Origin of the sequence: Hymenobacter cellulosilyticus (assembly GCF_022919215.1) — a bacterium.
GTDB lineage: Bacteria > Bacteroidota > Bacteroidia > Cytophagales > Hymenobacteraceae > Hymenobacter > Hymenobacter cellulosilyticus.
This window is the reverse complement of sequence record NZ_CP095046.1, coordinates 4,934,159-4,958,236: the sequence shown is the minus strand read 5'-3', so window position 1 is coordinate 4,958,236 and position 24,078 is coordinate 4,934,159. Positions and strand designations below refer to the sequence as shown.

The window sequence follows — 24,078 nt, the reverse complement described above, 5'->3', positions numbered from 1 at the left end:
GGTGGGCGAAAAATTTGCTATCTTACCAAGCCCCCACGTTCCCACCATGTCCCGCTTCCGCCTACATAAGTCGAGTTGCAGTAGCCTACTCGGGCTGCCCTGGCGACTTTTACTTTTGCTACTGGCTTTCGGGCTGCTGGCTGGGTCCGTTGCCGCCCAGGGTACGGTGCCGTTTCGTTTCGTGAAGCCCAAGGCTACCAAAGTGAAATTTCGCTTTGAAATGGAGCGGAACCTGATGGTCATCAACGCCCGCCTCAATGGGCAGGGACCGTTTAACTTTTTGCTGGACACCGGCGTGGGCACTTCCCTGATTACCGACCCCAGCCTGCGCTCGGCCCTGAAACTGCGTATCGGGCGTAGCTTTCGGGTGGCAGGTGCCGGCAATGAGGCCCCGCTGGAAGCCTCCGAAACCAACAACGTGCGCGTGGAGCTGCCGGGGGTGGAGGCCAAGTCTATGCTGTTTCTGATTTTGTCGGAAGACATTCTCAACCTGTCGGGCTACGTAGGCATGCCCATTCACGGTATTCTGGGCGCCGACGTGTTTCGCAGCTTTGTGGTAGAAGTGCGGCCCTCCGAAACCCTCCTGGTGCTGCACGACCCGGCCCAGTTCCGCAAGCCCCGTGGCCGCCGCTGGACGTCCGTGCCGCTGGATATTGAAGGCAACAAGCCCTACCTCACCGCCGAAGTACAGGTAACCGACTCGCTGCACCTGCCGCTGAAGCTGGTGCTGGACACCGGCGCGGGCCACGCGTTGTCGCTCGAAACGACTTCCAGCAACTTATTGAGCCTGCCGCCCAAGCGGCTCCGCTCCCAGTTGGGCAGGGGCCTCAACGGCTTTATCAATGGCTATCTGGGCCGCGTGTCGGGCATGAAGCTCGGGCGCTATCAGCTCAACTCCCTGCTCACGTCCTTTCCCGACTCGACGGATGTGGCCATGCGCGCCGACGTGCCCCGCAACGGCAACGTCGGCTTTGAGCTGCTCAAACGCTTCGATATCATCATCGACTACACCCATAACTACATGCTGCTGCGGCCGAATATGCTCTACCATGAGCCCTTCGAGCACGATATGTGCGGCATGGATCTGGTGGCGGCCGGCCCCAATTTTCGCCGCTACGTGATAACCCGGGTGGTGCCAGACTCGCCCGCGGCCAAAGCGGGGCTGAAAGTTGATGATGAGATTCTGTCGATCAACTTGCTGCCGGCCAGCGCTTTTTCCCTGACCCAGCTCAGTCGCCTGCTGCACTCGACCGACGGCCGCAAAATCCTGCTGATCGTGCAGCGACCCAACGGCGAGCTGACGACCGCTCAGGTACAGTTGAAGCGCGAAATTTAGCCCGTCAGCGGCCAGCAGTAGTGGAAGTAGGTTGGTGTAAAATGTTGGGTGTAACGCCTGTTCCGGGGCCCCAACCGTATATTTCTCTACCTTAGAAGCCCGACCTTTCCTTCGCCACCCATCTTCTCGCCCGTTTTTGCCTGATGCCCACGGCCCCTTCGCCCGCGCTGCCGACCCCGCCGCCTGAAATCCGGGCCAATCAGCACATTTACTCTGATTATTTCGACGAGGAGTTTGTCTGGGAGCTCGATAAGAACATCTTGCAGCTGCTCGACCGGGTTTGGTTTCGCTCCGAGCTGGTCGGCTTCGAGAACTACCCCCAGCGCAACAACCCCGACAAGCCCCTGATTTTTGCTTCCAACCACTCGGGCATGGCCTTTCCCTGGGATGCCATGGTGGCTCTTTCGCACTTGTGGCGCAAGCTGCCCAATCTGAGCGACCTGCCCCGGCCGCTGTCGGCGCCCATGTTGTCGCAGTCGGCCCTGATGAACCCGTTTCTGGTGCGCAACTTCTGGAAGCGCTGCGGCTGCGTGGACGCTACTACCCTGAACTTCGAGACGATGATGTACTACCGGGAGCACAACCTGATGCTGTACCCGGAGGGCGTGCCCGGCATCGGCAAAGGGTTTAACCGCAAATACCAACTGCAGCGCCTGGCCACTAGCATGATCCGGCTGGGTATTCAGCACCGCACCGACATAATCCCGTTCTACACCATCAACGGCGAGTACCTCAACCCTTATGCTTACAGCTGGGACTGGCTCAATAACCTGAGCAAGAAAATCGGCATTCCCTTTATTCCCGTCGGGCCCATTATCTTCATGGTGTTGCTGCAGCCCTGGTTTTTCTACATGGCGTTTCCGGCCAAGCTCACCTTCGTGCTGGGCTCCCGCATCAAGCCTTACGAGTTGACCGGCAAAGCCCACGACGAAATCAGCCGCGACGAATACGAGGACCTTTCCAGCCAGGTGCGGGCCCGGATGCAGGCCGAGATGGACGCGGCCGTGCTGCGCTACGGGCAGCGGCCCTACCGCTGGGGCGAAATCTGGCAGCGTATCCGCGAAAACTGGCGCTCCTTCCCGTTTTTTCTGCCCTTTGCCTGGCCGGCGCTGTTCACTGAGTTCGAGAAGCAATACACCGAGAAAGGCAAGCGGGGCATCCGCCTCGACCTGACCAGCCCTGGCGCCTGGCTGCGCATGATCTGGCGCAACCCGTTTACCATCAGCTTCTTTATTCCCATTCTGGGCTGGATTCCCATTGCTATTCGCGGGTATAAAGGCCACAAGCTAGGCCAGAAAATGTAACCGGGCTGGTATAAACTATAAATCGGGCGCGAATATCGAAACCTGTTCTGTCTCAGTCAGTAAAAGACAATATCTTACCTGGATGCTGCCTACGTGGCGGCCGTTCTGCTTTCCAAAATACCATGCCTGGCTGCGTGGTAGCGCCGCCCTGTTTTCGATTTCCTGATCCTAATTTCCGCCCTCAAATGCCTTCCCCCCAGCATTTGCTTCTCAAACAATTCCTGACGGCGGCCACTGCGCCGCTGGCCCGGCGCCAGCCCAGCATTGCGGCCATGCGCCTGAGCCTGGAAATCGGCAGCCTGTTCCAGTTCCTGCCCTGGGGCGTCCACTTCGACTGCTTTTCCCTGGAAGGCATGGACGCTGAGTGGATCAAGCCCGAAAAGGCCGATCCGCGCCGTGTGTTGCTGTACCTGCACGGCGGCGGCTACGTGCTGGGCTCCCTCAACACGCACCGGGGCGTGGTAGGTGCCTTGGCCCAGCGCTGCGAAATGCATGCCTTGACCATCAACTACCGCAAAGCACCCGACTTTCCCTTTCCCGCCGCCCTCGACGACGCCCTGCTGGCTTACCGCTGGCTGCTAAAGCAGGGTTACCCGGCCCAAAACATCATCGTGGCCGGCGACTCGGCCGGGGGTGGACTGGCTCTGGCCCTGCTGCTGGCCCTGCGCGACCAGAAAGAACCACTGCCTGCGGCTGCCATTGGCCTCTCACCCTGGACGGATCTGGAACTGCCCACGGGCACTATCCGGCGCGTGGCTGATGAGGAATTGCAGCTGCTCGAAGCCCTGGCCATTCGGGGTTGGGGTGGCCTCTACGCTACCGACGTGCCGCTAACCGCGCCGTTGGTGTCGCCGGTGCAGGCCGACTTACACGATTTGCCCCCGCTGCTGCTCCAAACCTCGGATGCGGAGGTCCTCTACGACGACGTGCTTCAGTTTGCGGCCAAGGCCCGGTGCGCGGGAGTGCCCGTCACGCTCCAGGCCTTTGCGGGGCTGGTACACTGGTGGCACCTGTTCTGGCGCTTTCTGCCCGAAGCCCGCACCGCCCTCGATCAGGCTGCTGCCTTCACCAAAGGCATCTGGGCCGCCCAGGCCGCCGCGGCGCAGGTAGTGAAAACGATGCGCCACTCTGCCCGCAAACCGGGTCCTGAACTGCGGCCCGGGCCCGGCTTTAAGCTAGGCTTAGGCTTCCGAAGCTGGCTGACCCCAAAACAGGAAGGCAACCCGTAAAAGCTCGTTTATGAAAACGCCGCCGCAAAAATTCTCTCCTCAGAGCCAACTATATAGCGTTGTTTTTGTAGGTTTACCAAAAATAGTCGGCTTGCATACTACTTTTCCGGGCTGACGTTACTCCAGCGTTGTTTTTCCATTCCCCCAACCTTTTTTAACCGTTTAGCACCATGGAAGATTTGTTTAAGAAATTCATCAATGCCGGCGTTGGTTTCGTGTCGCTGACCAGTGACCGGGTGCAAACCACCATCGACGCGCTGGTAAAGGAAAGCAAGCTGTCGGAGGAGGAAGGGAAGAAGATTATGGACGACCTGAAGAAGAACTCCGAAACCAAGCGCAAGGAGCTCGAGCAGCAGTTCAGCAGCATTGCCAGCAAGCTGATGAAAAGCGTAGGCGTCGCTTCTAATGCCGACGTGGAAGAGCTGAAGCGCAGCGTGAAAGCACCGGCCAAATCGTCGGGCGCTACGGCTGCTGCGGCCAGCAAGGGCGGCGCCAAAACGGCCGCTAAGCCTGCTTCGAGCACCACGACCAAAGCGGCCGGCGCTACCAAAAAGGCCGCTGATAACGTGAGCAGCGCTGCTGGCACGGCCCAGAAGTCTGGTGCTGCTAAAGCAGGTGCCGCCAAGTCGTCGGGCAGCAAGTCGGGTGGGGCCAAGAAGGACACACCAGCCGCTCCGGCCGGCGGCACCGACACGTCGGCCGCGTAGTTGCGCCCTTCGTCACCCTATTACCTGAAAGCCAGCGCCTGCCTTTGCGGGGCGCTGGCTTTTTTGTGCCCAGGCCGGTATTGCTCGGGTGCAGCGCTTATTTTGCATTCCTAAACTCGTCCTTTCCCTGTTCCCGCCCGCATGTTCAAAAACACGATTTCCAATCTGGGCCGCATCCGGCAGGTAGTCGAGGTACTGGTGCGCTACGGGTTTGAGGATGTGGTGACTTCCACGGCCCTGCGCCGCCTTATTACCCAAAAGCGCCGCCTTTCCTGGCAGCACGCCGAGCGGCCCGTGTTTGAAACCAGCCGTTGGGAGCGGGTCCGGATGGTGATTGAGGAACTGGGGCCCACGTTTATCAAGCTGGCCCAGGCCATGAGCAACCGGCCCGACCTGCTGCCCGAGGCCCTGATTGACGAGTTTCAGAAGCTGCAGAGCGACGTGCCGCCCTTCGACGTGCGCGTGGCCCGGGAGATTATCGAGCGGGAGCTGGGCCAGCCGATTACGGAGGTCTTCAGCGAATTCGACGAAAAGCCCCTGGGCTCGGCCAGCATTGGACAGGTGCACCGGGCCAAGCTGCTCACGGGCGAAGACGTAGTGGTGAAAGTGCAGCGGCCCGACGTGCAGGAGAAAGTGCGCACCGACCTGAGCCTGCTGCACGAGCTGGTGCGCCTGACGGCCGGCTTTCTGCGCAACCATGGCCTGAGCAACCCCCAGGACATCGTGGATGCCTTCGAGCGGAGCATGATGAAGGAGCTGGACTACACCTCCGAGGCCCGCAGCATGGAGCAGTTTCGCAAGCTCTACGAGGCCTACGAAACGTTTTATATCCCGAAGCCCTACCGGGAGCTTTCCACGGCCAAAATCTTGGTCATCGAGTTCGTGTCGGGCTGCAAGATTACCGACAAGGCCCAGCTACTGGAGTGGGGCCTGAGCCCGGAGAAGGTAGCCGAAACGGGCATGGACATCTACCTGACTCAGATTTTCGAGTTCGGTATCTTCCACGCCGATCCGCACCCGGGCAACGTGCTGGTGCGGCCCGACGGCACCATCGTGCTTATCGACTTCGGCATGGTGGGCAAGCTGAGCAAGCAGCAGAAGTACGCGTTTGCCGGGGTCTTTATCGGCATGGCCCGGCAGGATGCGCGCAGCATGGCCCTGAACTTCCGCCGCCTGGCTCTTACGGCCGATATTCCCGACATGCGCACGTTCGAGGCCGACCTCAACGATTTGATTGAGGACTTCACCATGCTCGACGTGAAGGAAATGAGCATGAGCGACCTGGCCGACCGGCTCCAGGTTATCATCTACGACTACAAGCTGCAGGTGCCCGGGCCGTATTCCTGATTCTGCGGGCCCTGGTAATACTCGAAGGCATTGGCAAGGTGCTGCACCCGCGCTTCAACACGTTCGAGTTTGTGCGGCCCTACGGCGCCCGGATTATTGCCGAGCAGTACTCCACCGAAAACATCCTGAGCGAGGCCCAGTACACCGGCACCCAGCTGCTGGCCCTGATTCAGACCCTGCCGGCCGATGTGCGGCAGATTATGCGCAAGATTTCGCGCGGAGACTTACGCCTGAAAGTGGAGCTCAGCGGCTACCAGGCTCTGATGCGCACGGCCGACCAGCTCGTGTCGCGCACCATCATTGCCCTTATTGCCGTAGCGTTTCTGCTGTTCTCGGGCCTGAGTTTGCTGGGGCGCTACTCGCCCGAGATGCGCTACTTGCACGGCATCCCGGTCATTACCTGGTGGAGCCTGGGAATTACCGGCTTTCTATTCCTGATCCTGCTGATTCTGGGCACCAAAAGGCGTAAGGATTAATCAAGGACTACTCTGCTGGCCTGCCCCACCTAAAGCCGGAGTGTATTACCTGGACCCGAAGAAAAAACCAGCTTGTAAAGTCAAAATGCTGATATAGGGCACCGCAATTGTGCTATGCACGTACCGCCAATGGTATTGAGCCGACAGGCGCCAAGCCGTGGTGCTAAATGACTTAACCCAGATGCCCGCCGTAACATCCACAAACGGGTCAATGGTAGACTCCCCAACGAACTTCTCCGTTACTGCTGCCTTGGACGCTACTTGGGTAGTCACCAGGGATTCTTGGTCGAAGAGCACACTGGTGGCAATGCCCAGCGCTACGAATGGACTCACGGAATGAGTTTGGAGAAACCGGCGGCCTACCGTAAGAATAGGCGTCAAGCGGCGGAAGCGGTAGTCAATTGCTTCGGTAGTAAGGACGGGCTGGGGGTAGGTGATGTAGGGGCCAGTGTGCGACACCGACTGGCTTAAGCTCAGCTGCCCGCTGACTTGCGTTCCGCCGGGGCTCACTTTCACTGCTTCCACCCCCAGCATGTAGCCCACATCCGGAATGGAGCGGTCGGGTTGCATACTCCTGGAACTGAAGTGAAGTACCGTTAGGGTAGGGCCGCCCACGAGGCCGTAATAGGTGAGCCATCCGTAGGCCGGCCCTTTCACCGCCCGCTCAGGTTGCGACGAAGAAGCACACTGGTTATAGACTTCAATCTGCCGCTGTATTTCGGCCTGGTAAAAGGGCTTGCTTAGCTCCTGGTCGGAGGTTTGCTGCAAGCCGGCGCACCTGGACAGGTAGCGGTGAAACAACAGGTGCCAGTTCTGGGGTGTCAGCTCAAAAAGCGTGTCCTGGGCGGCAGGGCGCAGCAGCAGGTCATTGCCCGAGGACGAATACAGGCCAACGGTGCCGGTGCGAAGGGGAAATGTAAAGCGCACCGAGTCGGCGCCGCTGGCCAGCCGCACCACGCGGCTCAGGAGCGCCGGGCGTTGCCCCACTCTGTAGCCCCGCACCTGGGCGGCCCGAAACGTAGTGGGCAGAGAGTCGGTAGGGCGGTATAAGGCAATCTGCCGGTGGTCGGTTTCGATGAGGGTACCACGCAGCGAGTCGCCGCTAAGGGTAAGAACGTAGCCGGGCAGCCCCTGAGCCTGGGTAGCCACTGCCAGACCCAGGAGCAGGGCCGTAGTATAGAAGTGCTTCAACGGAAGTAAAAAAAGCTAGAATAAAACCGACCTGAATAGCAGCCGAACAAACCTTAGCAAGTGAATAAGTGCGCAAAGTACGGAATCGAACAAGAGCCGAAAAGTAAATCCAGTTTTGTTGCTGACTAAGGGACGAGGCCTGCTGCTATTAGCTTATTACGTGCTTACTGCTGGTCGTTTATAGTTTTGTGAGGTCTAACGAAATAGGGTTAAAGTGTTTGTTTTTAGAAGTATATATTCATGAAGCTTTTGTCTGCAAAGTCCGAAAAGTCGTCTTTTTGCCGGCGCAAAGTATATAGCTATTGGCCGATGTCGTCCAACTTGCCCCCGTCTACCGCTGATTGGTAGAGCGCATTTAGCCGACAAACGCCATGTACTCCCTGCCTTTCCTTTCCGTCCGCCGCTGGCTTGCTACCCTGCTGCTGAGCGGCATTATGCTGCCCGCTCTGGCTCAGTCGGGCCACGACCAGGAGCTGTTCGAAACTCAGAAGCGCCTGACCGTGGGCGTCACCAAGTTTGCCGAGGCCCGCACCAGTCTGAAGGCCTTCATCGGGGCGCGGGCCGTGTGGGTGCAGAAGCAGGAGGAAACCCCCGACCAGCTCACGGCTGAATTTGCCCTGCCGACCCGGGCCCTGGGCAGCCTCGACTCGTTGGCGACGGGCATGGGCTACGTGCTGGAAAACAACCTGAACGCCCAGAACCTGACGTCCCGCCTGCAAGACCTGGGGCCGAAGAAGTAACCGAAACCGCTCAGTTGGCCCGGGTGGAGAAAGAGCTGCAGTCGGCCCGGCTGAGTGAAACCGAGCGGCAGCGCCTGGAAGCCGAGCAGGAACGCCACACCAGCAGCCTGACCCGCCTGCGCCAGCGGCAGCAGGCCATTCGGAGCCATGCCGGGCAGGCCTACGTGACCCTGCGCCTCTACGACGAGGTGAGCTTCCCGACCGGCAACCGCAAGGTGAGCTTCGTGAACATGCCCGGCGTGGAGTACAGCTACCTGCGCCTCGACAACCCCAAGCCCGGCCTGACCAGCCGCGCCTACCAGGGCTACGCCATCAAGTACATGTTTACCCGCGGCAAGAGCTACTTCAACCTAGGCGTATACAAGCCGGTGGTGAAAACGGCCGAGCCCGAGTTCGTCAATGAGCTGTTCGTCATCAACTTCGGGCAGGATTTCTACCCCCGCAACTTCGGCCGGGGCCGGCGTAAATTCCTCAACCTCTACACCAGCTACCAGGTGGGCGGCTTCATCCTGAACCGCAACAACGACGAGCAGAACGAGTTTATCCCCAACCTGAACCTGGGCCTGGGCATCGAGCTGATTAAGACCCGCCACATTCTGCTCGATACCAAGGCCAGCTACTTCGTGCCCCTCTACGACCACAGCCGCGACCTGCGCGGCATCCTGGGCCAGGCCTCGTTCAACTTCGTGTTCTAACCCTGCCCCAGCCACGCTGCTTTTCTGAGCTATTGACCCCAGCGGGGCCCGACCATTTAGGTGGCGGGCCCCGCTGACGTTTGGCATCCGTTGCCGCCGCTTAGAACCTCGTCACCGGTCCTTAGTACATCATTGCCGCTGTTTAGAAGATGGTTTCCGCCGCTTAGAGGCTCGTTGCCACCGCTTAGAAGATGGTTGCCGGAGCTTAGAGAGTCGTTTCCGCTGCTTAGAAGGTCGTTTCCGCCGTTCCTAAGATCATTTCCGCCCTGTCTTAGCTCGTTCCCGCTGCCTCTGCGCTGGTTAACGGTGGAGTAGGCGGCTTACTCGGGGGCGTCGTAGAGGGTGACGGGCAGGGCGAGGTAGGCAGCCAGCTGAGCCGCTAGATCAGTGGCCTGCGACTTCTGCCGGTACGGGAACTTGCCGACGACAATGCCGCGCCGGTTAGCGGCCTTGGAGGAGAGCATCACAATGTAGTGTTCCTGCGGGTTGTTGGTCTGCCAGCGGCGCCTACCGGCAATTGGGTATTCAGAAAAGTACTTTACCGTAATACCAGAAAGGGAGGGTAAGGGCTGCCAGTCGCCCAAGTTGAAACCCAGGAGGGTAGGGCAGCTGCGGTAACGATTACCCGTTTTGTCAAGGACAAAGTGGAAGGAGCTGAGCCCCAGACCAAGGCCAACCAGCACCAATACACTGCCCATAAGAAGAAAGAGTATATGGGCCGCACTGGCCAAGCCGCCCATGCGGCAGCATAGCAGGCCCAAAGCCGCCAAGATGAGCGCTACATAGGTTTGGGAGGAATCAGGCGGGGCAACAGTAGTTTCGAAGCGCGGGACTGAATTCATGAAGTGGTAGGCAGTAAAGAGTCCGGACAGCTTGAAGGGCGGTAGGTTTACAATTACGCTGCTGAATAATCCACGAAGCTTACGTGTAGCGCTTCGGCCAGCAAGACACCAATCTGGAGTGCCTCTTCGTGGTCGGCCAATGAGTATTCTTTGACGATAATTCCTTGCTGAGAATCACGCACCGACAGCAGTAGCACGTAGAACTTGGTGCGAGTTGTGGTAGAATGCCACTGCTCTGCCCGGGGCTGGAAGTGTGAATAGCGGAGTGATTCTTCAGCACTACCCGCTCAATGGGCGGTAATATTTGCCACAAGCCAAACCGAATCCCGCCTAGTGAATCGTAAAACTGGTGCCGGCTTTTTACGAAGTCGAAACGAACTCCGGAAGTATAGGGTGCCAGCAGATAAGCGGCCAGCAGCCATAAAACGCCCGCAATTGGCTGATGCGCCACGAACTGACTGATGGCAACTGGTACCAGCAGCCAGGCCAGCCAGAGCTGACCGGAGAATTGCCATTTGCGCGTACGGTGAATGGTGAGAACAGCGGGGCGAACAGCCATGCAGATACAAAAACAGCCCGGTCTAATGAGTAGACCGGGCTATGCAAGCTACGGAATCGAGCTGGCTTACTTGAGCTGCATGTCCTCGATGATGAGGTTGATGTAGTCGGTGAGCTTCTGGTTGACCTGGTCGAAGTCCACGGCCGACTGCAACGGGTGCCTCATGCTGAAGTAGAACTCCTAAAAGGCCACGCCAAGGTCCAGGCGCAGGGTCTGGCTGGATTGGACTGGCCGCTTATTTGGTCCCCGAGCGAGACGAGCGACTGGTCGTAGCGCAGTTCCAGGCTCAGCACCGGTAAGGCGGGATAGTAGAGCAACATCCCGGCCCCGGCTGCCAGGCCGATAGTGCTGGAACCGGGCGGAAGGAGCTTCTGGGTATCCGGGGTAGGCTGGTTGGAGTTCTGATACCTATCCGTGGAGCGGTTAGCCAGGTTGAGGCCGTAGCTGGCCCCGGCATTCAGGTAGGGGCGCAAGGCGTGGTAACCGGCCGTATAGCGGAAAAAGACCGGAACCTGAAGCTGGGCATAGTGAATATCCAGTTGGCGGGTAGTGGTGTACGTCGCGTAGCCGTTGTAGAAATCAGTAGCGCCGTAACGGCTGCGCAATGCCACATAAACCGCCTCTACCTGGGCCGAAAAACGACTCTTGGTGGCAACGTGTAAAAAGAGGCCGGCCTGGTAACCCGTAGCTTGGCTGCGCTTGCCCGCGCGAACGGCCGGGTCCAATTTGAAGTCGGATACGTTGCCCCCGGCTTTAAGGCCAATAGAAGTCCGCATACCCGTGGACTTGACCACTTTACTGGCGCGTTGGGGCTCCCGGCAGGCATTATAAGCCATAATCAGGCTCGTCATACCCGCGTGAGAGTAGGGGTAGCGGCGCTCAATGGCAGTAGTGGAAAAGTCCAGAGTGGGGCAGTCGGTTAGTTCCCGCAGGAGCGTGAGGCGGGCCGTGGCAGCGGGCACCTCCACAACGTAAGCCGCGCTAGCCGGCTGCAGGAAATACGTATTATTCCCCTCGGCATTGGGTCGGGTGTACAGGCTGACGTAGCCCCGCACCAGCAGGCCCATAAGCTGCGAGGACTCCCCGGCCGCCCCCACGCGCATACTAACCCCGATGGGCCGGCCGTGTCACCATAGCTGGCTACTTCGGCGGCCGTCAGGGTAGTTGCTGCCGCGCCGGGCCGGTACAAGCGAATGGTGGCAAGCTTATTCCCGGAAGCTGGATAATACCCCGTAGCGTGTCGCCGGCCGTCGTTACTACATAATCCGGAAGAGGGGCCTGGGCAAAGGCGCGGGTGGCCCCCAAACCCAGGACGAACACCAAGGCAGCTACAGCTACTTTCATATGGAAGGACTGAGAAATCGATAAAATCAGGATAAATATCACTGCGAACTGCCCGCAAGATACAGTAGGAATACAATGCACACTCCAATAAAAAGCCCGGCTTCATCAGCCGGGCTTTTTATTGGAGCTATAGCGAAAAGGGCCGCTTACTTGAGCTGCATGTCCTCAATAATGAGGTTGATGTAGTCGGTCAGCTTCTGGTTTACTTGGTCGAAGTCCACGGCCGACTGCAGGGGGTGCTTCACGCTGAAGTAGAACTTGATTTTGGGCTCGGTGCCCGAGGGCGGGCCGAAATCTTGCTGCCGTCGGCTAGGATGAACTGGAGCACGTTGGAGCTTTCCAGGCCTGTTGCGCGCTCTTCGCCGGTTTGCAGATTCCGGATAACGCCGGTTTTGTAGTCGCGCAGCTCTACTACGGGCGAGCCGGCAATGGTCTGGGGCGGGTTAGCGCGCAGGCCGGCCATCATTTCCTGGATTTCCTCGGCCCCGCGCTGGCCTTTCTTTGTCAGCGAAATCAGGTCTTCCTTGTACATGCCGTAGGTAGCGTACATTTCCACCATGGCCTGGTACAGGGTCTGGCCTTTGTCTTTGGCCACGGCGGCCATTTCGGCTATCAGGGCGCAGGCCGATACGGCGTCTTTGTCGCGCACGAAGGAGCCAATCATGTAGCCGTAGCTTTCCTCGCCGCCGCCGATGTAGTTTTCCTTACCCTCCAAGTCGCGGATGATGCCGGCAATGTACTTGAAGCCGGTCAGGGTCTGGTAGGCCTTCACGCCGTGGGCCTGGGCCACGTCGCCGAGCACGTCGCTGGTTACGATAGTGTAGACGATGAAGTCGTTGGGCTGCATCTTGCCGGCTTGCTTGCGGGCCGAGAGCAGGTAGTGGGTCAGCAAAGCGGCCGTTTGGTTGCCGTTGACCAGCAGCCACTCGCCCTGGTTGTTTTTCACGGCAATACCCACGCGGTCCGCGTCGGGGTCGGTGGCAATAACCAGGTCGGCGTCCTGGGCTTTGGCTTGGTCGAGGGCCATTTGCATGGCTACTTTCTCCTCCGGGTTCGGCGACTGAACCGTGGGGAAGTTGCCGTCGGGCGTGGCCTGGGCTTCCACGATGCTCACGTTGGTAAAGCCCAACTGGGCCAGGGCCTTGGGCACGAGCGTAATGCCGGTACCGTGCAGGGGCGTGTACACGATTTTCAGGTCGTGCTGGCGCTGAATGGCGGCGGGGTTGATGCTCAAGGCCTTCACCTGCTCCAAATACGCGGCGTCAAGCTCTTCGCCCAGCCAGTGAATACGGGACTCGTCGCCCTGGAACTTCACCTGGTCGGGGCTCTGAATGGCATTGACTTCCTGGATGATGTTCTTGTCGTGGGGAGCTACCACCTGGGAGCCGTCCTGCCAGTACACTTTGTAGCCGTTGTATTCCTTAGGGTTGTGCGAGGCCGTAATGACGCAGCCGCTCTGGCAGCCCAGGTGGCGGATGGCAAACGACAGCTCGGGCGTGGGGCGCAAGTCACTGAACAGGAAGGCATGAATACCGTTGGCCGAGAAGATATTGGCCGCAATGCGGGCAAACTCCCGGCTGTTGTTGCGCGAGTCGTGGGCCAGGGCCACCTTGATTTCCTGGTTCGGGAACGACTTAAGCAGGTAGTTGCACAAGCCCTGGGTAGCCATGCCCAGGGTGTAGCGGTTCATGCGGTTAGAGCCGTTGCCCATGATGCCGCGCAGGCCCCCGGTGCCGAATTCCAGGTCGCGGTAAAACGCGTCGTTGAGCGTTTCCTCGTCGCCCGAGTCGAGCAGCTGCTGGATATTGGCTTTGGTGTCGGAGTCGTAGTTGCCGGTCAGCCAGGTATTGATTTTGGCTTGGATGTCGGAGGTCAGGGCCATGAATGGGAAGGATAAGTTGTGCGGGTAACAGAACGAGCGTAAAGAAAAGAGGTTTTTTTTATGTCCTTGCCAGGCCCGTGTCCTTGCGAGCTTGCTAGTGACAACCCCATTTACCCACAAAGCCTTTGTGTCGGTCATTGCGAGGAAGAATGACGAAGCAATCCGTCCTCTGAAATGTGCTGAGCGGCCTTATGTGAAAAGCCCTTTACTCCGGCTGGAATAAAGGGCTTTTTGGGTAAAGAGCATTGGTCACTTCGCAGAGGACGGATTGCTTCGTTCCTCGCAAGGACAAGAGACAAAGACCTACAAGTTGCCGCGCAAAGCTTGCTCCCGCTCGATGCTTTCAAACAGGGCTTTGAAGTTGCCTTTGCCGAAGCTCTTGGCGCCTTTGCGCTGAATGATTTCGAAGAACACCGTGGGGCGGTCCTCCACGGGCTTGGTGAAAATCTGAAGCAGGTAGCCTTCCTCGTCGCGGTCCACGAGCAGGTTCAGCTCTTTTAGCGAATCAATTTCCTCGTCGATGCTGCCGATACGCTCCACCAGGTCTTCGTAGTAGGAGGCCGGCACGCTGAGGAACTCCACACCGCGGCGGCGCAGCTCGGCCACGGTGGCCCGGATGTCCTTGGTAGCAATGGCAATGTGCTGCACGCCGGGCGAGTGGTAGAAGTCGAGGTATTCCTCAATCTGGGACTTTTTCTTGCCCTCGGCCGGCTCGTTGATGGGGAACTTCACGTAACCGTTGCCGTTGCTCATCACCTTGCTCATCAAAGCCGAGTATTCGGTGCTGATGTCCTCGTCGTCGAAGGTGAGCAGGAGCTTAAAGCCCATTACTTCCTCGTAGAACTTCACCCAGGTGTTCATTTCGCCCCAGCCCACGTTGCCGACGCAGTGGTCGACGTGGAGCAGGCCCACCTGCGTGGGCTGGGGCACGAGGCCTTTCTTGGCCACGAAGCCCGGCATGAAGGCGCCGGTGTAGTTGGTGCGCTCCACGAAGGTGTGCACGGTTTCGCCGTAGGTATAAATGCCCGAGAGCGTGACGCTGCCGAACTCATCCTCAATGGTAAGGGGCTCGAAGGCCGAGCGGGCGCCGCGCTTGGTGGTTTCCTCCCACGACTTGCGGGCGTCGTCCACCCACAGGGCCATTACCTTCACCCCGTCGCCGTGCTGGGCCACGTGGCGGGTGATGTCGGAATCGGGCAACAGGGAAGTAGTGAGCACAAAGCGGATTTTACCCTGCTGCAGCACGTAGCTGGCCCGGTCGCGCAGGCCGGTTTCGGGGCCGGCGTAGGCCACCAGCTCGAAGCCAAAAGCCGCCTGGTAGTAGTAGGCGCTCTGCTTGGCGTTGCCAACGTAAAACTCCACGTAGTCAGTGCCTTTCAGGGGCAGGAAATCGTGGGTGGGGTGGGCCTGCACCTCAGGCGAAGTCATTGTTTGCATGGCTGGATAAAAGTAAGGATTCGGGTGGAAACCAGGGTTGTCTGGGTAAAAATACGGGTTTGCCGTAATTCGTTCCTATTTCCCGCGGAGTGGTCCGCCGAAGCCAAAGTTCGTACTTCGGCAAAAGGTCGGTATGGCGTTTGCGGGTTTTGCTGCGTACAATTGCAGAATCCTACGCACCTTTGCGCATTAACACTTTTTTCCCGTAGCTATGAATAAGGAGGAACTCAACCAGGCCCTCGTTGCGCTGATCGAAAAAAAGCAGGAGCTGCACAAGCTGACCTACGACGACGCCCGCTACGACGACGTGGAAGAAGAACTGCACGATCTGGAAGACGATTTCAATGACCAGTACGGCCAGTACCTGGAGGAAGTATTAGAAAAAGTACACGAGCAGCTCTGCCCCGATACCGACGTATTGTTGCCCACGGCCTATTTGCCCAACGACATTAAGGGTGACACTGGCTACCTGCCCTCCCACAAGGAAGGCGTCTGGGTCGACTCCGACGAGTTTCCCGGCAAGGAAGCCCGCCTCGTGCTGGTGCCCAACCCCACGCGCCTGATTTTGTCGGTTGGCAAAAACGTGCGCAAGGAGGTCTGGAAGGCCTAAACAACCGTTATTCGGTAGGCGCTACCGAGCGTGCAAGGCTTCGGCATCAAGCTTTACCAGCCCGTAAAGTCTGAAGCCGGAGCCTTGCTGGTTTATGGGCTACACCTTATGAGCAATTCGCCTTCCACTCTTCCGCCAGCTTTTATCTACCGCCTGGCCGAAGCTGCCGACTGGGAGCAGGCCCAGCAAACCGGCTTTTTCGCCAGCGCCGACTTAGCCGCGGAAGGCTTTATTCACGCGTCCGACCAGGAGCAGGTACTGGCTACGGCCGCACGCTACTACGCCGGGCGTCAGGACATCGTACTGCTGCAGATTGACGAAAACCAGCTGCGGGCGGCCGGAGTGCGGGTAGAGCGGGAGTGGGTGGCAGCCCGGGGCGAAGCCTTTGCCCACGTCTTCGGGCGTATTCCGCGGGCAGTTATTACCCGGGCCTGGGAGTTGATGCCCACGGTAAGCGGCAATTTTGAGCTGCCCGCCGCGTTATCGTAACTAGTACAATGCCTATATATCCGGCTGGCTGCTTATGTTTGGTCGGGCAGGAGCAGCCCTGCCAGCAATACCAGCGCCGCACCTGACACCTTGGGACCCTGGCCGGGCTCTGAGGACTCTATACACTATTTCCTTTTAGCCTATGAACCGCCGGTATTCTTTACGCACTGGGGCCGTGGCTGCCCTGCTAGCCCTGGGTGCACTTACCAGCTGCGGGCCGTCCTATTACCTGACGGTGAAACCCCAGCAGCCCGACAGTGAGTGGCCCGATGGCCGCCCGTCGCTGAGCACCAATTTCGACAGCGTGGAGGTGCAGGTGTGCTACTCCCACGTGCGCGACAAGGAATTGATGTTTGAAGTCGAAATTCGCAACGGTTCCTTGCGCGAAGTGGCCGTGAATCCGGGCACGTTCTACTACATGCCCATTATGCTGGACCGGAAAACGGCGAAACAAAACGCCGTAAAGCTGAACGCCAACGTGCCCTACGTTCCGGCCCAGGTTTATGCCGTCGACCCTGAGTACCGTATTAAGGTCCTGAGCGCGAAGCTGGAGGCAGAAGCCCGCAAAGCCAACGGTATCAGCATCTGGGACTGGATGAGTGTGGTTTCCACCGTGGCCGAGGAACTGACCCCGGTGAAAGGCACCGAACAGGAAAAGCAGCAGGAGCTGCAGCGGCGCGAGGAACGGCGAATCAGCGACGCCGCCTTTGCCGAGCAACAGCATATAGACCACGCCATAAAGGCCGACCAAGCGGTGCTGGAAAAACAGTACTGGGAAGTAAAGATCCTGCGCAAGCACATCCTGAAGTCCGGGGAACTGGTGCATGGCTACGTGACTTTTCCAGTGTACGACCAGACCCTTCAGCTGCGCGTGGCCATGCCTCTTGGGGAGCGGACGTTACTGTTCGACTTTGACCAGGAACGCAAGAAAGTCGGATACGGGCCCGCGCCCACAACTCCGGTGGTGGCGTCACGGCCCTCGCCACCCGTTTTGGAAGCGCCCAGCCCACCTAAGGCTGCAGCTACGACGGATTAACCCAACAAAAAGCCCCGCCAGGAATCTGACGGGGCTTTTTGTTGGGAAAAGAGCGATGGCGCTACACGAAGTCGGCCAGCTCCAGCCACCGTTCTCCCTTCGAGTCGAGGTCTTTGTCGGCTTGCTTGAGCTCGGCGGCCCAGTCGGCCAGCTCCTTATGGGAGCCGGTGCCGGCGTTGAGCTTTGCAATCAGCTCCTGCTTGCGGGCTTCGAGCTTTTCGATGTCCTTTTCCAGGGTTTCGTACTCTTTCTTCTCGGCAAAGGTGGCCTTGCGCTTGGGCGCGGAGCCAGCCGCTGCAGCCGGAGCGGCTACCGGAGTCGCCACTGGAGCTACGCCGGCCGCGGCTTTGGCCGTCTGGGCCTTTTCGCGAGCATACTCGGCCGAGTTGTGCTCCTTCTGCCACTCGCGGTAGTCGGTGTAGTTGCCGGGGAACTGCCGGATCTGGCCGCCGGGCTCCAGCACGAATACGTGCTCCACCAGGGCGTCCATGAAGTACCGGTCGTGCGAGACGATAAGGATGCAGCCGGCAAAATTCAGCAGGAAGTCCTCCAGAATGTTGAGCGTGATGATGTCCAGGTCGTTGGTCGGCTCGTCCAGAATCAGGAAGTTGGGGTTCTTGATAAGCACGCGCAAGAGTTGCAAACGGCGCTTTTCACCCCCGCTGAGCTTGCTGACCATGGTGTACTGCTGGGCCGGCGGAAACTGGAAGTGCTGCAAAAACTGCGAGGCCGTCACGACTTCGCCGTTGGCCATTTCCACCACTTCGGCCACTTCCTTCACGATGTCAATCACGCGCTGGGTTTCGTCGAACTCCAGCTCGGTCTGGGTGTAGTACCCAAATACCGTCGTCTGACCAGCATCCACGGTGCCGGAGTCGGGCTGCAGCTTGCCGGTGAGCATGTTCAGCAGCGTCGACTTGCCCGCCCCGTTAGGCCCGATCAGGCCAATCCGGTCCTTTTTCTTGAACACGTAGCTGAAGTCGTCGAGCACGACATGGTCGCCGAACTGCTTGTGCAGGTGCTCTACTTCAATGATTTTACCGCCCTGGCGCGTGGTTTTCACGCTCAGTTCCATCTGGGGGCCGCTGATTTTGGTCTTGGCCTTTTCCTGGGTTTCGTAGAAGGCGTCGATGCGGGCTTTCTGCTTGGTGCCGCGGGCCTGGGGCTGGCGGCGCATCCAGTCGAGCTCCTTACGCAGCAGGTTGCGGGCTTTCTCCACTTCGGCCACTTCAATCTGCTCCCGTTCGGCCTTTTTCTCTACGAAATAGGAGTAGTTGCCCTGGTAGCGGTACACCTTGCCCTGGTCCATCTCCACGATTTCGTTGGCGACTTTGTCCAGGAAGTACCGGTCGTGGGTCACCATCAGCAGCGTCAGGGAAGGAGAGGCCAGGCGGCCTTCCAGCCACTCGATGGTGTCGAGGTCCAGATGGTTGGTGGGCTCGTCGAGAATCAGCACTTCGGGCTCCTCAATCAGCACCCGGGCCAATGCCACGCGCTTGCGCTGCCCGCCCGAGAGCATGCTCACCTTGCGTTCCAGCAGCTCGCCCAGAATGCCCAGGCGGCCCAAGATCTGCTTGACCTGGGCTTCATAGTCCCAGGCGTTGAGCGAGTCCATGAACTCCATTACCCGCTGTAAGTCGTCGGGCTTGTGATTGGGGTCGTTTACGACGTGCTCATAGTCGCGGATGGCGGCTAGCGTGTCGTTCTGGGAGGCGAAGATGGTGGCTTCCACCGTCATGTTCTCGTCGAACACCGGCTGCTGGCCTAGAAAGGCCACCCGAATGCCCTTGCGCACGCTCACCGAGCCGGTGTCGGGCTGCTCCAGGCCGGCCAGGATTTTGAGCAACGTGGTTTTGCCGGTACCGTTGATACCAACCAGCGCCACGCGCTGCCCTTGATTCAGACCAAAGCCCAGCTCACGGAAGAGCCAGCGGTCCGCGTAATTTTTTGAGAGGTTTTCTCCGGAAAGCAGATTCATGCCGCAAAGGTACGGCACTGAACGCGGGAAGCCAGACGTCAGCTCAAATAACCCGGTAGTGTGCCGTTACTTAGGGCCTGAAGTTTGGGGAGCAGGCTAGATAACCCGAATCCGGTCCACGTTTCGGTCGTCGCGCAGAATTTCCAGGCCTTTGTAAGCTAGCGGGCGGCCCGTGTTGGTGGTCAGCTCGCCGCCGGCGCTGTGGCGGTCGGCTACGTCGAGTACCAGTTGGGTGTATTTGCGCTCCCCGAGCTCAATAGCGACGGGGCGACCGTGGCTGGAATCGAAGGTGCCCAGGGCGCGGTCAATTTCTTCCAGTATTTTACTCATGGGTGGGACGGTGGGCGTGCGGAGTGCCCTAAGATATAATTTTGACAACATAATTTGTACTGGCCGGCATTTATTTCGCGTTACCAGCCCCTGGTCAAAAAGGCCTTACCTTCGCCCCGTATGGCACCTTCTTCCACTTCTTCCGACCTCAGCACCCGCCCCATCGGCGTGTTCGACAGCGGCATTGGCGGCCTCACCGTGGCCCGGGCCGTCAACCGCGTCCTGCCCCACGAGCAGCTCGTGTATTTCGGCGACACGGCCCACCTGCCCTACGGCGACAAGTCGACGGCCGCTATTCAGGCCTACAGCATCAAAATCTGTGACTTGCTGCTCAAGCAGCACTGTAAAGTCATTCTGATTGCCTGTAATTCGGCTTCGGCGGCGGCCTACGAGCTGGTGCGCGAGTACGTGGGCTCCAAGGCCCGGGTGCTCAACGTCATTGACCCCATCGTGGCCCACGTGGGCGCCACCTACGCCGACCGGACCGTGGGCCTGATTGGCACCAAGCAGACCGTCAATTCCAACGTGTACAAGAAAAAGATTGACGACCTCGACGCAGGCGTGGAGCTGCGGTCCTTGGCCACGCCGCTGCTGGCCCCCATGGTGGAGGAAGGCTTTTTCAACAACACCATCAGCGAGAATATTATCAGCTCCTACCTGGCCCAGCCCGTGCTCGACGACATTGAGGCCTTGGTGCTGGCCTGTACCCATTATCCGCTGATTCAGGACCAGATCAAAGCCTATTATAAAGGAGACGTGGCCGTGCTCGATGCCTCCGATGTGGTAGCCAGCCACGTGAAGCAGTATCTGGAAGCCAACGGCCTGGCAGCCAAAGCCCAGAAAACTCCGCCCCGGCACCAGTTCTACGTATCCGACTTCACCCGCTCGTTTGAGGAAAGTACCCGGATTTTCTTCGGGCAGGAAGTGCACCTGGAGCATTACCCCTTGTGGGAGTGAAGCAGCGGGAAAGCAACTCTCTAAACCGAATATTATAGTAAACTGCTGGTCCAGGGCGATGGTCAACCAAAGCATCAACTCCTGATCCGGATATGAATCCTGCCCACTACCCGCCAGAAGTTTACACCCTGTTGTACGCCGATGAAGCTGGCGAAATTGTTGGTTTGGAGGAGGTGCAGCTACTGGAACCCGTTCCAACCGGGCGAATTCCCGCCTTGGTGGGCCTGCTGACCAGCACTGACCGGTATCTGGCTTACCAGTGTGGCCTTATCCTGGCGGCCTGGGGCGTGAAGCACGGGGTTGACTACCTGCGGCAGCTGCTGGAAACCCGTATCGACAAAACGACTGCGCTAGAGCCGCATCGGTTGTGGGGCGAAGACAACGTGTACGATGTCATTGCGGAGGCGCTTTCACTGGCGTGGCGGTACTCGGCCTATGATAAGGCAGAAATCGTAGCCATCTTGGCCGAGGTTCTGGCCCTGTACGGGGAGTGCTACTTCGAAAGCAAGCTGAAGCACGTGTTGCTCAACAGCAGCATTCCGGAGCTGGCCCCGGCCGTCAAGCAGGCCCTGCAGTTGGCCGTGGTACACCAACGCTACTATCAGGCCAGCCAGCTGCTGCCCGTGCTGGCCAAGTATGATAAAACCTACGCTCTAACCCTTGTTGGTCAATTCGAGAAGCTGCTGGGGCAGGATAAGCGGATTCAGTACAATCTGGAAGAAATGCGGACCTATCTATAGTCGACAACAGGCTAGTGCTACTGGCAGCATCCGCGGTGAGCCCTAACTTAATCTACTTTCTCATGCTGACTGAGTCTGAAGCCGTAGCCCTGCAAGAGATGCTGCGCCAACGCGTTATTGCCACGGATGCTTTCCCGGCCCCGGTGCGCCTTATTGCAGGGGCCGACGTGGAGTACGACAAGCACAGCGACTTGATTGCCGGGGCCATTGTGCTGCTCGATGCCGATACTAAGGCCGTGCTGGAAGTGGCCACGCACGTCATGCCGGTTGCGTTTCCCTACGTGCCCGGCCTGTTTTCCTTTCGGGAGATGCCCCGCTTTTGGCTGCTTACCGCAAGCTGCAGCAGACGCCCGACGTGCTTATTTGTGACGGGCACGGCCGGGCCCACCCCCGGCGCTTTGGCCTGGCCTGCCACCTGGGCGTGGAGCTGGACTTACCCACGATTGGGTGCGGTAAAACCCGTCTGACGGGTCACTACGAAAGCCCGGCTGCCGAACGGGGCGCCTTTTCCTCACTCACCGACGAGCAAACCGGAGAACAGCTGGGCGTGGTGCTGCGGACCCAGACCGGAATCAACCCGGTCTTTGTTTCCACCGGGCACCGTGTAGGCCTGGCCTCGGCTGCCCAGTTGGTGCTGGACCTGAGCATCACTGCCCGCCTGCCCGAAACCACCCGGCAGGCCGATGCTTACGCCCGGCAAGCATTGCTGGCGGCGCTGGCTAAATAAGTGCTTCACTGAAAACCACGGCATCCGGCCACCGGCGGTGCAACCTGCGTAGTCTGGCCCAGGACTTTTATATTGCTGGCTGTAGCGGCCATTCCTTGCCGAATGCCGTAACGCTCCCAAACTCCCACTGCTATGAAAAAGAATTATTACCGCCTCGGCGACTGGCGCCGCAACGTGCTGCTGGCCGCTGCCGCTACCAGCCTGGGACTGGGCGTGCTGCCCGCCTGCTCCTCCGACTCCAACCGCACCGAACAGCAGGAGTGGGGCAGCGGCAACCAGGGTAGCTACTCGGAAGGCGTCATCACCGAAATGACCGAAACCTCGCCGGGCCAGTGGAAAATTACCGCTGAGCGGCCCGCCGGCAAGGAAGAAGTAGCGGCTATTATGCGCCACTACGACGGTAAAGTTGATACCCTGCAGGGAGCCGCCCTGCAGCGGCAGATGCAGGATTACAGCCGCCAGTACCCCGAAAACCGCGTGGGTGGCACGGGCATGATGGACGTACTGATGTGGAGCGGCATCGGCTACATGGCGGGCCGCTTCTTGACGCCCAATCCTGGCTATTACGCCAACCCGGGTATTATGCAGGGCAATGGCAGCTGGCGGCAGCGTGTGGATCAGGAGCGCAATCAGGGCCGGGGCTTCTTTGGCCGCGGCTTCAGCAGCAACACGGCCGGCCGGAGCTCGGGCATTCGGCCCAGCACCTCCGTGTACCGCTCGGCGGTGCGCAGCAGCAGCGGGCCGCGCTACAGTCGCAGCAGCGGCTTTGGCAGCCGCGGGGGCGTGCGGGGTAGTTTTGGTGGTTAACCTACGCAAGCAACTGCCATGAAGACGATTCAGCTGGTGCCGCTGCCTGGCAATGTGGGGCCCGCCGTGCGCGCCCTGGGCTGGGAGTGGGCCGTGGAAGAAGCATGTGAAAACTACGTGGCCCAGGAAGCCGTGCTGCTGCCCGAGGCCGAAGCCGATGCCCTGCTGGCCGCCGCCGACACGCTCTATGATATGATGGTGCGGGCCATTCCCGACCCGGTGCCCGACGACCTGCTGCGGCTGCTGGCTATTCCGCCCAACCTTTGGGCCGCCGTGCGCCACTCCTGGAACGACGACCGGCACTGGCACCTTTACGGCCGGTTCGACCTGGCCAGCACCCCCGAGGGTCCCAAGCTTATTGAGTTCAACGCCGATACAGCAACGAGTATTCCCGAAACAGCCGTGGTGCAGTGGGCCAGCCTGGTAGCGGCCGGGCAGGACGAGGACGACCGGCAGGCCAACGGGCTTTTCGAAGGACTGGAGGCCCAGCTTCGCGAGTGGCACAGCCTGAACTCCGACCTCGACGCGGCTTTGCTGCTGGTGTATCTGCCGGATAGTGCCGAGGACGAGGCCAACTGCGCTGTGGTGGCCGAAGCCGCCCGGGCCGCGGGCTTCCCCCAGGTGCACGTGTGCCCCGTGGATGCCATGCAGGTGTCGGTAACTGGGGCGGAGCGGGGCGTATGGGCCGAGGTAGAGCCGGGGGAGTGGGTCCGGTTTGGCTTTGTGTTTAAGCTCGTGCCCTGGGAGATTCTGGCCGAGGAAGAGCCCGAGCTTACCGCCGACTTAACCCAGCTGCTGCTGAGCCGGGACGTTATTATTGCTAATCCGGCCTACTCCCTGCTATTTCAGAGCAAAGGGCTGCTGGCCTGGCTCTGGCAGGCGTATCCGCACCACCCGCTGCTGCTGGAAGCCGCTTTTGAAGACCTGAGTGGGCACTACGTGCGCAAGCCCTTGCTGGGGCGGGAGGGGCAAAACGTGGCCGAGATAGACGGCGGCAGCCTGCGCCGGGAGCAGCCCGGCGAGTTTGGTCAGCAGCCTCAAGTGCGGCAGCGCTGGGCCCAGTTGCCACGCGATGCTCAGGGGCGGCAGTATCAGGCCGGGGTGTTCTGGGCCGGCGAGGCCTGCGCCGTTAGTTTCCGGCGTGAAACGGGCGTCATCACCAACTTATCGGAGTTTGTGCCTCACGTGCTGGAATAAAGCCGAGCAACTACACCTTAGTCTAGTTACAAGTAAACTGCCCGCTGCTTTTCTAATTGATTGACAATTGGAGGGTTAGCGGGCGGTTTTGTTGTAAAATTGCTGCTTTTTATAACTG

General features: G+C 59.4%; 22 protein-coding genes and 2 pseudogenes. 16 read left to right on the top strand and 8 right to left on the bottom strand.

The genetic code is table 11. The features are described 5' to 3' along the window. Positions 1-115 precede the first annotated feature (115 nt). The 6 genes from MUN79_RS24300 to MUN79_RS24275 all read left to right on the top strand — a co-directional run bounded on the left by MUN79_RS24300 (position 116) and on the right by MUN79_RS24275 (position 6,399). Positions 116-1,336 (top strand): aspartyl protease family protein, encoded by a 1,221-nt coding sequence (locus MUN79_RS24300; RefSeq protein ID WP_244675097.1) that lies wholly within the window; start codon positions 116-118, stop codon positions 1,334-1,336. A 143-nt stretch (positions 1,337-1,479) separates the two neighbouring features. Further along, positions 1,480-2,640 carry a lysophospholipid acyltransferase family protein gene (locus MUN79_RS24295; RefSeq protein WP_244675096.1) on the top strand — a complete coding sequence of 387 codons (1,161 nt, stop codon included), beginning with the start codon at positions 1,480-1,482 and terminating at the stop codon, positions 2,638-2,640. Between the two features lie 203 nt (positions 2,641-2,843). Further along, complete coding sequence (locus tag MUN79_RS24290) at positions 2,844-3,869, top strand: alpha/beta hydrolase fold domain-containing protein (protein WP_244675095.1); 1,026 nt, start codon at positions 2,844-2,846, stop codon at positions 3,867-3,869. A gap of 170 nt (positions 3,870-4,039) precedes the next feature. Continuing rightward, positions 4,040-4,576 carry a phasin family protein gene (locus tag MUN79_RS24285; RefSeq protein ID WP_244675094.1) on the top strand — a complete coding sequence of 179 codons (537 nt, stop codon included), beginning with the start codon at positions 4,040-4,042 and terminating at the stop codon, positions 4,574-4,576. 141 nt (positions 4,577-4,717) lie between these two features. Then, positions 4,718-5,923 carry an ABC1 kinase family protein gene (locus MUN79_RS24280; protein ID WP_244675093.1) on the top strand — a complete coding sequence of 402 codons (1,206 nt, stop codon included), beginning with the start codon at positions 4,718-4,720 and terminating at the stop codon, positions 5,921-5,923. A 38-nt stretch (positions 5,924-5,961) separates the two neighbouring features. Beyond that, the gene (locus MUN79_RS24275; RefSeq protein WP_244675092.1) at positions 5,962-6,399 is read left to right on the top strand and encodes a hypothetical protein; all 438 of its coding nucleotides are present in this window, start codon (positions 5,962-5,964) and stop codon (positions 6,397-6,399) included. A 45-nt stretch (positions 6,400-6,444) separates the two neighbouring features. Here MUN79_RS24275 and MUN79_RS24270 read toward each other — a convergent pair whose 3' ends face one another. Continuing rightward, complete coding sequence (locus MUN79_RS24270; protein WP_244675091.1) at positions 6,445-7,590, bottom strand: hypothetical protein; 1,146 nt, start codon at positions 7,588-7,590, stop codon at positions 6,445-6,447. Between the two features lie 371 nt (positions 7,591-7,961). Here MUN79_RS24270 and MUN79_RS24265 point away from each other — a divergent pair, with 371 nt between their 5' ends. After that, entirely contained in the window at positions 7,962-8,330 is a 369-nt protein-coding gene (locus MUN79_RS24265; RefSeq protein WP_244675090.1) for a hypothetical protein, read from the top strand. Positions 8,331-8,353: 23 nt separating this feature from the next. Next, the gene (locus MUN79_RS24260; RefSeq protein WP_244675089.1) at positions 8,354-9,025 is read left to right on the top strand and encodes a hypothetical protein; all 672 of its coding nucleotides are present in this window, start codon (positions 8,354-8,356) and stop codon (positions 9,023-9,025) included. Between the two features lie 320 nt (positions 9,026-9,345). Here MUN79_RS24260 and MUN79_RS24255 read toward each other — a convergent pair whose 3' ends face one another. The 5 genes and pseudogenes from MUN79_RS24255 to hppD all read right to left on the bottom strand — a co-directional run bounded on the left by MUN79_RS24255 (position 9,346) and on the right by hppD (position 15,089). Further along, positions 9,346-9,867, bottom strand: coding sequence for a hypothetical protein (locus tag MUN79_RS24255; RefSeq protein WP_244675088.1), 522 nt, complete (start codon positions 9,865-9,867; stop codon positions 9,346-9,348). 720 nt (positions 9,868-10,587) lie between these two features. After that, positions 10,588-11,529: a porin family protein gene (locus MUN79_RS24250; RefSeq protein WP_244675087.1), complete on the bottom strand. Its 942-nt coding sequence runs from the start codon at positions 11,527-11,529 to the stop codon at positions 10,588-10,590. Positions 11,530-11,581: 52 nt separating this feature from the next. Then, positions 11,582-11,770, bottom strand: coding sequence for a hypothetical protein (locus MUN79_RS24245; RefSeq protein ID WP_244675086.1), 189 nt, complete (start codon positions 11,768-11,770; stop codon positions 11,582-11,584). Between the two features lie 146 nt (positions 11,771-11,916). Continuing rightward, positions 11,917-13,652 (bottom strand): annotated as a pseudogene (locus MUN79_RS24240) (phospho-sugar mutase). A 303-nt stretch (positions 13,653-13,955) separates the two neighbouring features. Then, positions 13,956-15,089 carry a 4-hydroxyphenylpyruvate dioxygenase gene (gene hppD, locus MUN79_RS24235; protein WP_244675085.1) on the bottom strand — a complete coding sequence of 378 codons (1,134 nt, stop codon included), beginning with the start codon at positions 15,087-15,089 and terminating at the stop codon, positions 13,956-13,958. A gap of 211 nt (positions 15,090-15,300) precedes the next feature. Here hppD and MUN79_RS24230 point away from each other — a divergent pair, with 211 nt between their 5' ends. The 3 genes from MUN79_RS24230 (at position 15,301) to MUN79_RS24220 (ending at position 17,224) form a co-directional block, all read left to right on the top strand. Further along, a complete protein-coding gene (locus MUN79_RS24230) occupies positions 15,301-15,699 on the top strand; it encodes a hypothetical protein (protein ID WP_100336725.1) in 399 nt (132 codons plus the stop codon). A gap of 108 nt (positions 15,700-15,807) precedes the next feature. Further along, complete coding sequence (locus MUN79_RS24225; protein ID WP_244675084.1) at positions 15,808-16,188, top strand: DUF952 domain-containing protein; 381 nt, start codon at positions 15,808-15,810, stop codon at positions 16,186-16,188. A 142-nt stretch (positions 16,189-16,330) separates the two neighbouring features. Further along, entirely contained in the window at positions 16,331-17,224 is an 894-nt protein-coding gene (locus tag MUN79_RS24220) for a hypothetical protein (protein WP_244675083.1), read from the top strand. A gap of 61 nt (positions 17,225-17,285) precedes the next feature. On the opposite strand, the gene MUN79_RS24215 is transcribed toward MUN79_RS24220, so the two are convergent. Both MUN79_RS24215 and MUN79_RS24210 read right to left on the bottom strand, forming a co-directional pair. Continuing rightward, complete coding sequence (locus MUN79_RS24215; RefSeq protein ID WP_244675082.1) at positions 17,286-19,202, bottom strand: ABC-F family ATP-binding cassette domain-containing protein; 1,917 nt, start codon at positions 19,200-19,202, stop codon at positions 17,286-17,288. Positions 19,203-19,298: 96 nt separating this feature from the next. Then, complete coding sequence (locus tag MUN79_RS24210) at positions 19,299-19,532, bottom strand: hypothetical protein (RefSeq protein WP_244675081.1); 234 nt, start codon at positions 19,530-19,532, stop codon at positions 19,299-19,301. 120 nt (positions 19,533-19,652) lie between these two features. Here MUN79_RS24210 and murI point away from each other — a divergent pair, with 120 nt between their 5' ends. The 5 genes and pseudogenes from murI (at position 19,653) to MUN79_RS24180 (ending at position 23,960) form a co-directional block, all read left to right on the top strand. Next, positions 19,653-20,489, top strand: coding sequence for a glutamate racemase (gene murI / locus MUN79_RS24205; protein WP_244675080.1), 837 nt, complete (start codon positions 19,653-19,655; stop codon positions 20,487-20,489). Positions 20,490-20,581: 92 nt separating this feature from the next. Further along, positions 20,582-21,229: a hypothetical protein gene (locus tag MUN79_RS24200; RefSeq protein ID WP_244675079.1), complete on the top strand. Its 648-nt coding sequence runs from the start codon at positions 20,582-20,584 to the stop codon at positions 21,227-21,229. 62 nt (positions 21,230-21,291) lie between these two features. After that, a pseudogene (locus MUN79_RS32090) lies at positions 21,292-21,956 on the top strand (endonuclease V). 132 nt (positions 21,957-22,088) lie between these two features. Next, entirely contained in the window at positions 22,089-22,763 is a 675-nt protein-coding gene (locus tag MUN79_RS24185) for a Cj0371 family chemotaxis-regulating polar lipoprotein (protein WP_244675076.1), read from the top strand. Positions 22,764-22,781: 18 nt separating this feature from the next. Next, the gene (locus tag MUN79_RS24180; RefSeq protein WP_244675075.1) at positions 22,782-23,960 is read left to right on the top strand and encodes a glutathionylspermidine synthase family protein; all 1,179 of its coding nucleotides are present in this window, start codon (positions 22,782-22,784) and stop codon (positions 23,958-23,960) included. Positions 23,961-24,078: the final 118 nt, after the last annotated feature.

Coding starts and splice junctions, on each gene's coding strand:
- MUN79_RS24295 (WP_244675096.1), top strand. CDS start 1,480: ATGCCCACGGCCCCTTCGCCCGCGCTGCCGACCCCGCCGCCTGAAATC.
- MUN79_RS24285 (WP_244675094.1), top strand. CDS start 4,040: ATGGAAGATTTGTTTAAGAAATTCATCAATGCCGGCGTTGGTTTCGTG.
- MUN79_RS24280 (WP_244675093.1), top strand. CDS start 4,718: ATGTTCAAAAACACGATTTCCAATCTGGGCCGCATCCGGCAGGTAGTC.
- MUN79_RS24265 (WP_244675090.1), top strand. CDS start 7,962: ATGTACTCCCTGCCTTTCCTTTCCGTCCGCCGCTGGCTTGCTACCCTG.
- MUN79_RS24255 (WP_244675088.1), bottom strand. CDS start 9,867: ATGAATTCAGTCCCGCGCTTCGAAACTACTGTTGCCCCGCCTGATTCC.
- MUN79_RS24250 (WP_244675087.1), bottom strand. CDS start 11,529: ATGCGCGTGGGGGCGGCCGGGGAGTCCTCGCAGCTTATGGGCCTGCTG.
- MUN79_RS24245 (WP_244675086.1), bottom strand. CDS start 11,770: ATGAAAGTAGCTGTAGCTGCCTTGGTGTTCGTCCTGGGTTTGGGGGCC.
- hppD (WP_244675085.1), bottom strand. CDS start 15,089: ATGCAAACAATGACTTCGCCTGAGGTGCAGGCCCACCCCACCCACGAT.
- MUN79_RS24230 (WP_100336725.1), top strand. CDS start 15,301: ATGAATAAGGAGGAACTCAACCAGGCCCTCGTTGCGCTGATCGAAAAA.
- MUN79_RS24225 (WP_244675084.1), top strand. CDS start 15,808: ATGAGCAATTCGCCTTCCACTCTTCCGCCAGCTTTTATCTACCGCCTG.
- MUN79_RS24220 (WP_244675083.1), top strand. CDS start 16,331: ATGAACCGCCGGTATTCTTTACGCACTGGGGCCGTGGCTGCCCTGCTA.
- MUN79_RS24215 (WP_244675082.1), bottom strand. CDS start 19,202: ATGAATCTGCTTTCCGGAGAAAACCTCTCAAAAAATTACGCGGACCGC.
- MUN79_RS24210 (WP_244675081.1), bottom strand. CDS start 19,532: ATGAGTAAAATACTGGAAGAAATTGACCGCGCCCTGGGCACCTTCGAT.
- murI (WP_244675080.1), top strand. CDS start 19,653: ATGGCACCTTCTTCCACTTCTTCCGACCTCAGCACCCGCCCCATCGGC.
- MUN79_RS24200 (WP_244675079.1), top strand. CDS start 20,582: ATGAATCCTGCCCACTACCCGCCAGAAGTTTACACCCTGTTGTACGCC.
- MUN79_RS24185 (WP_244675076.1), top strand. CDS start 22,089: ATGAAAAAGAATTATTACCGCCTCGGCGACTGGCGCCGCAACGTGCTG.
- MUN79_RS24180 (WP_244675075.1), top strand. CDS start 22,782: ATGAAGACGATTCAGCTGGTGCCGCTGCCTGGCAATGTGGGGCCCGCC.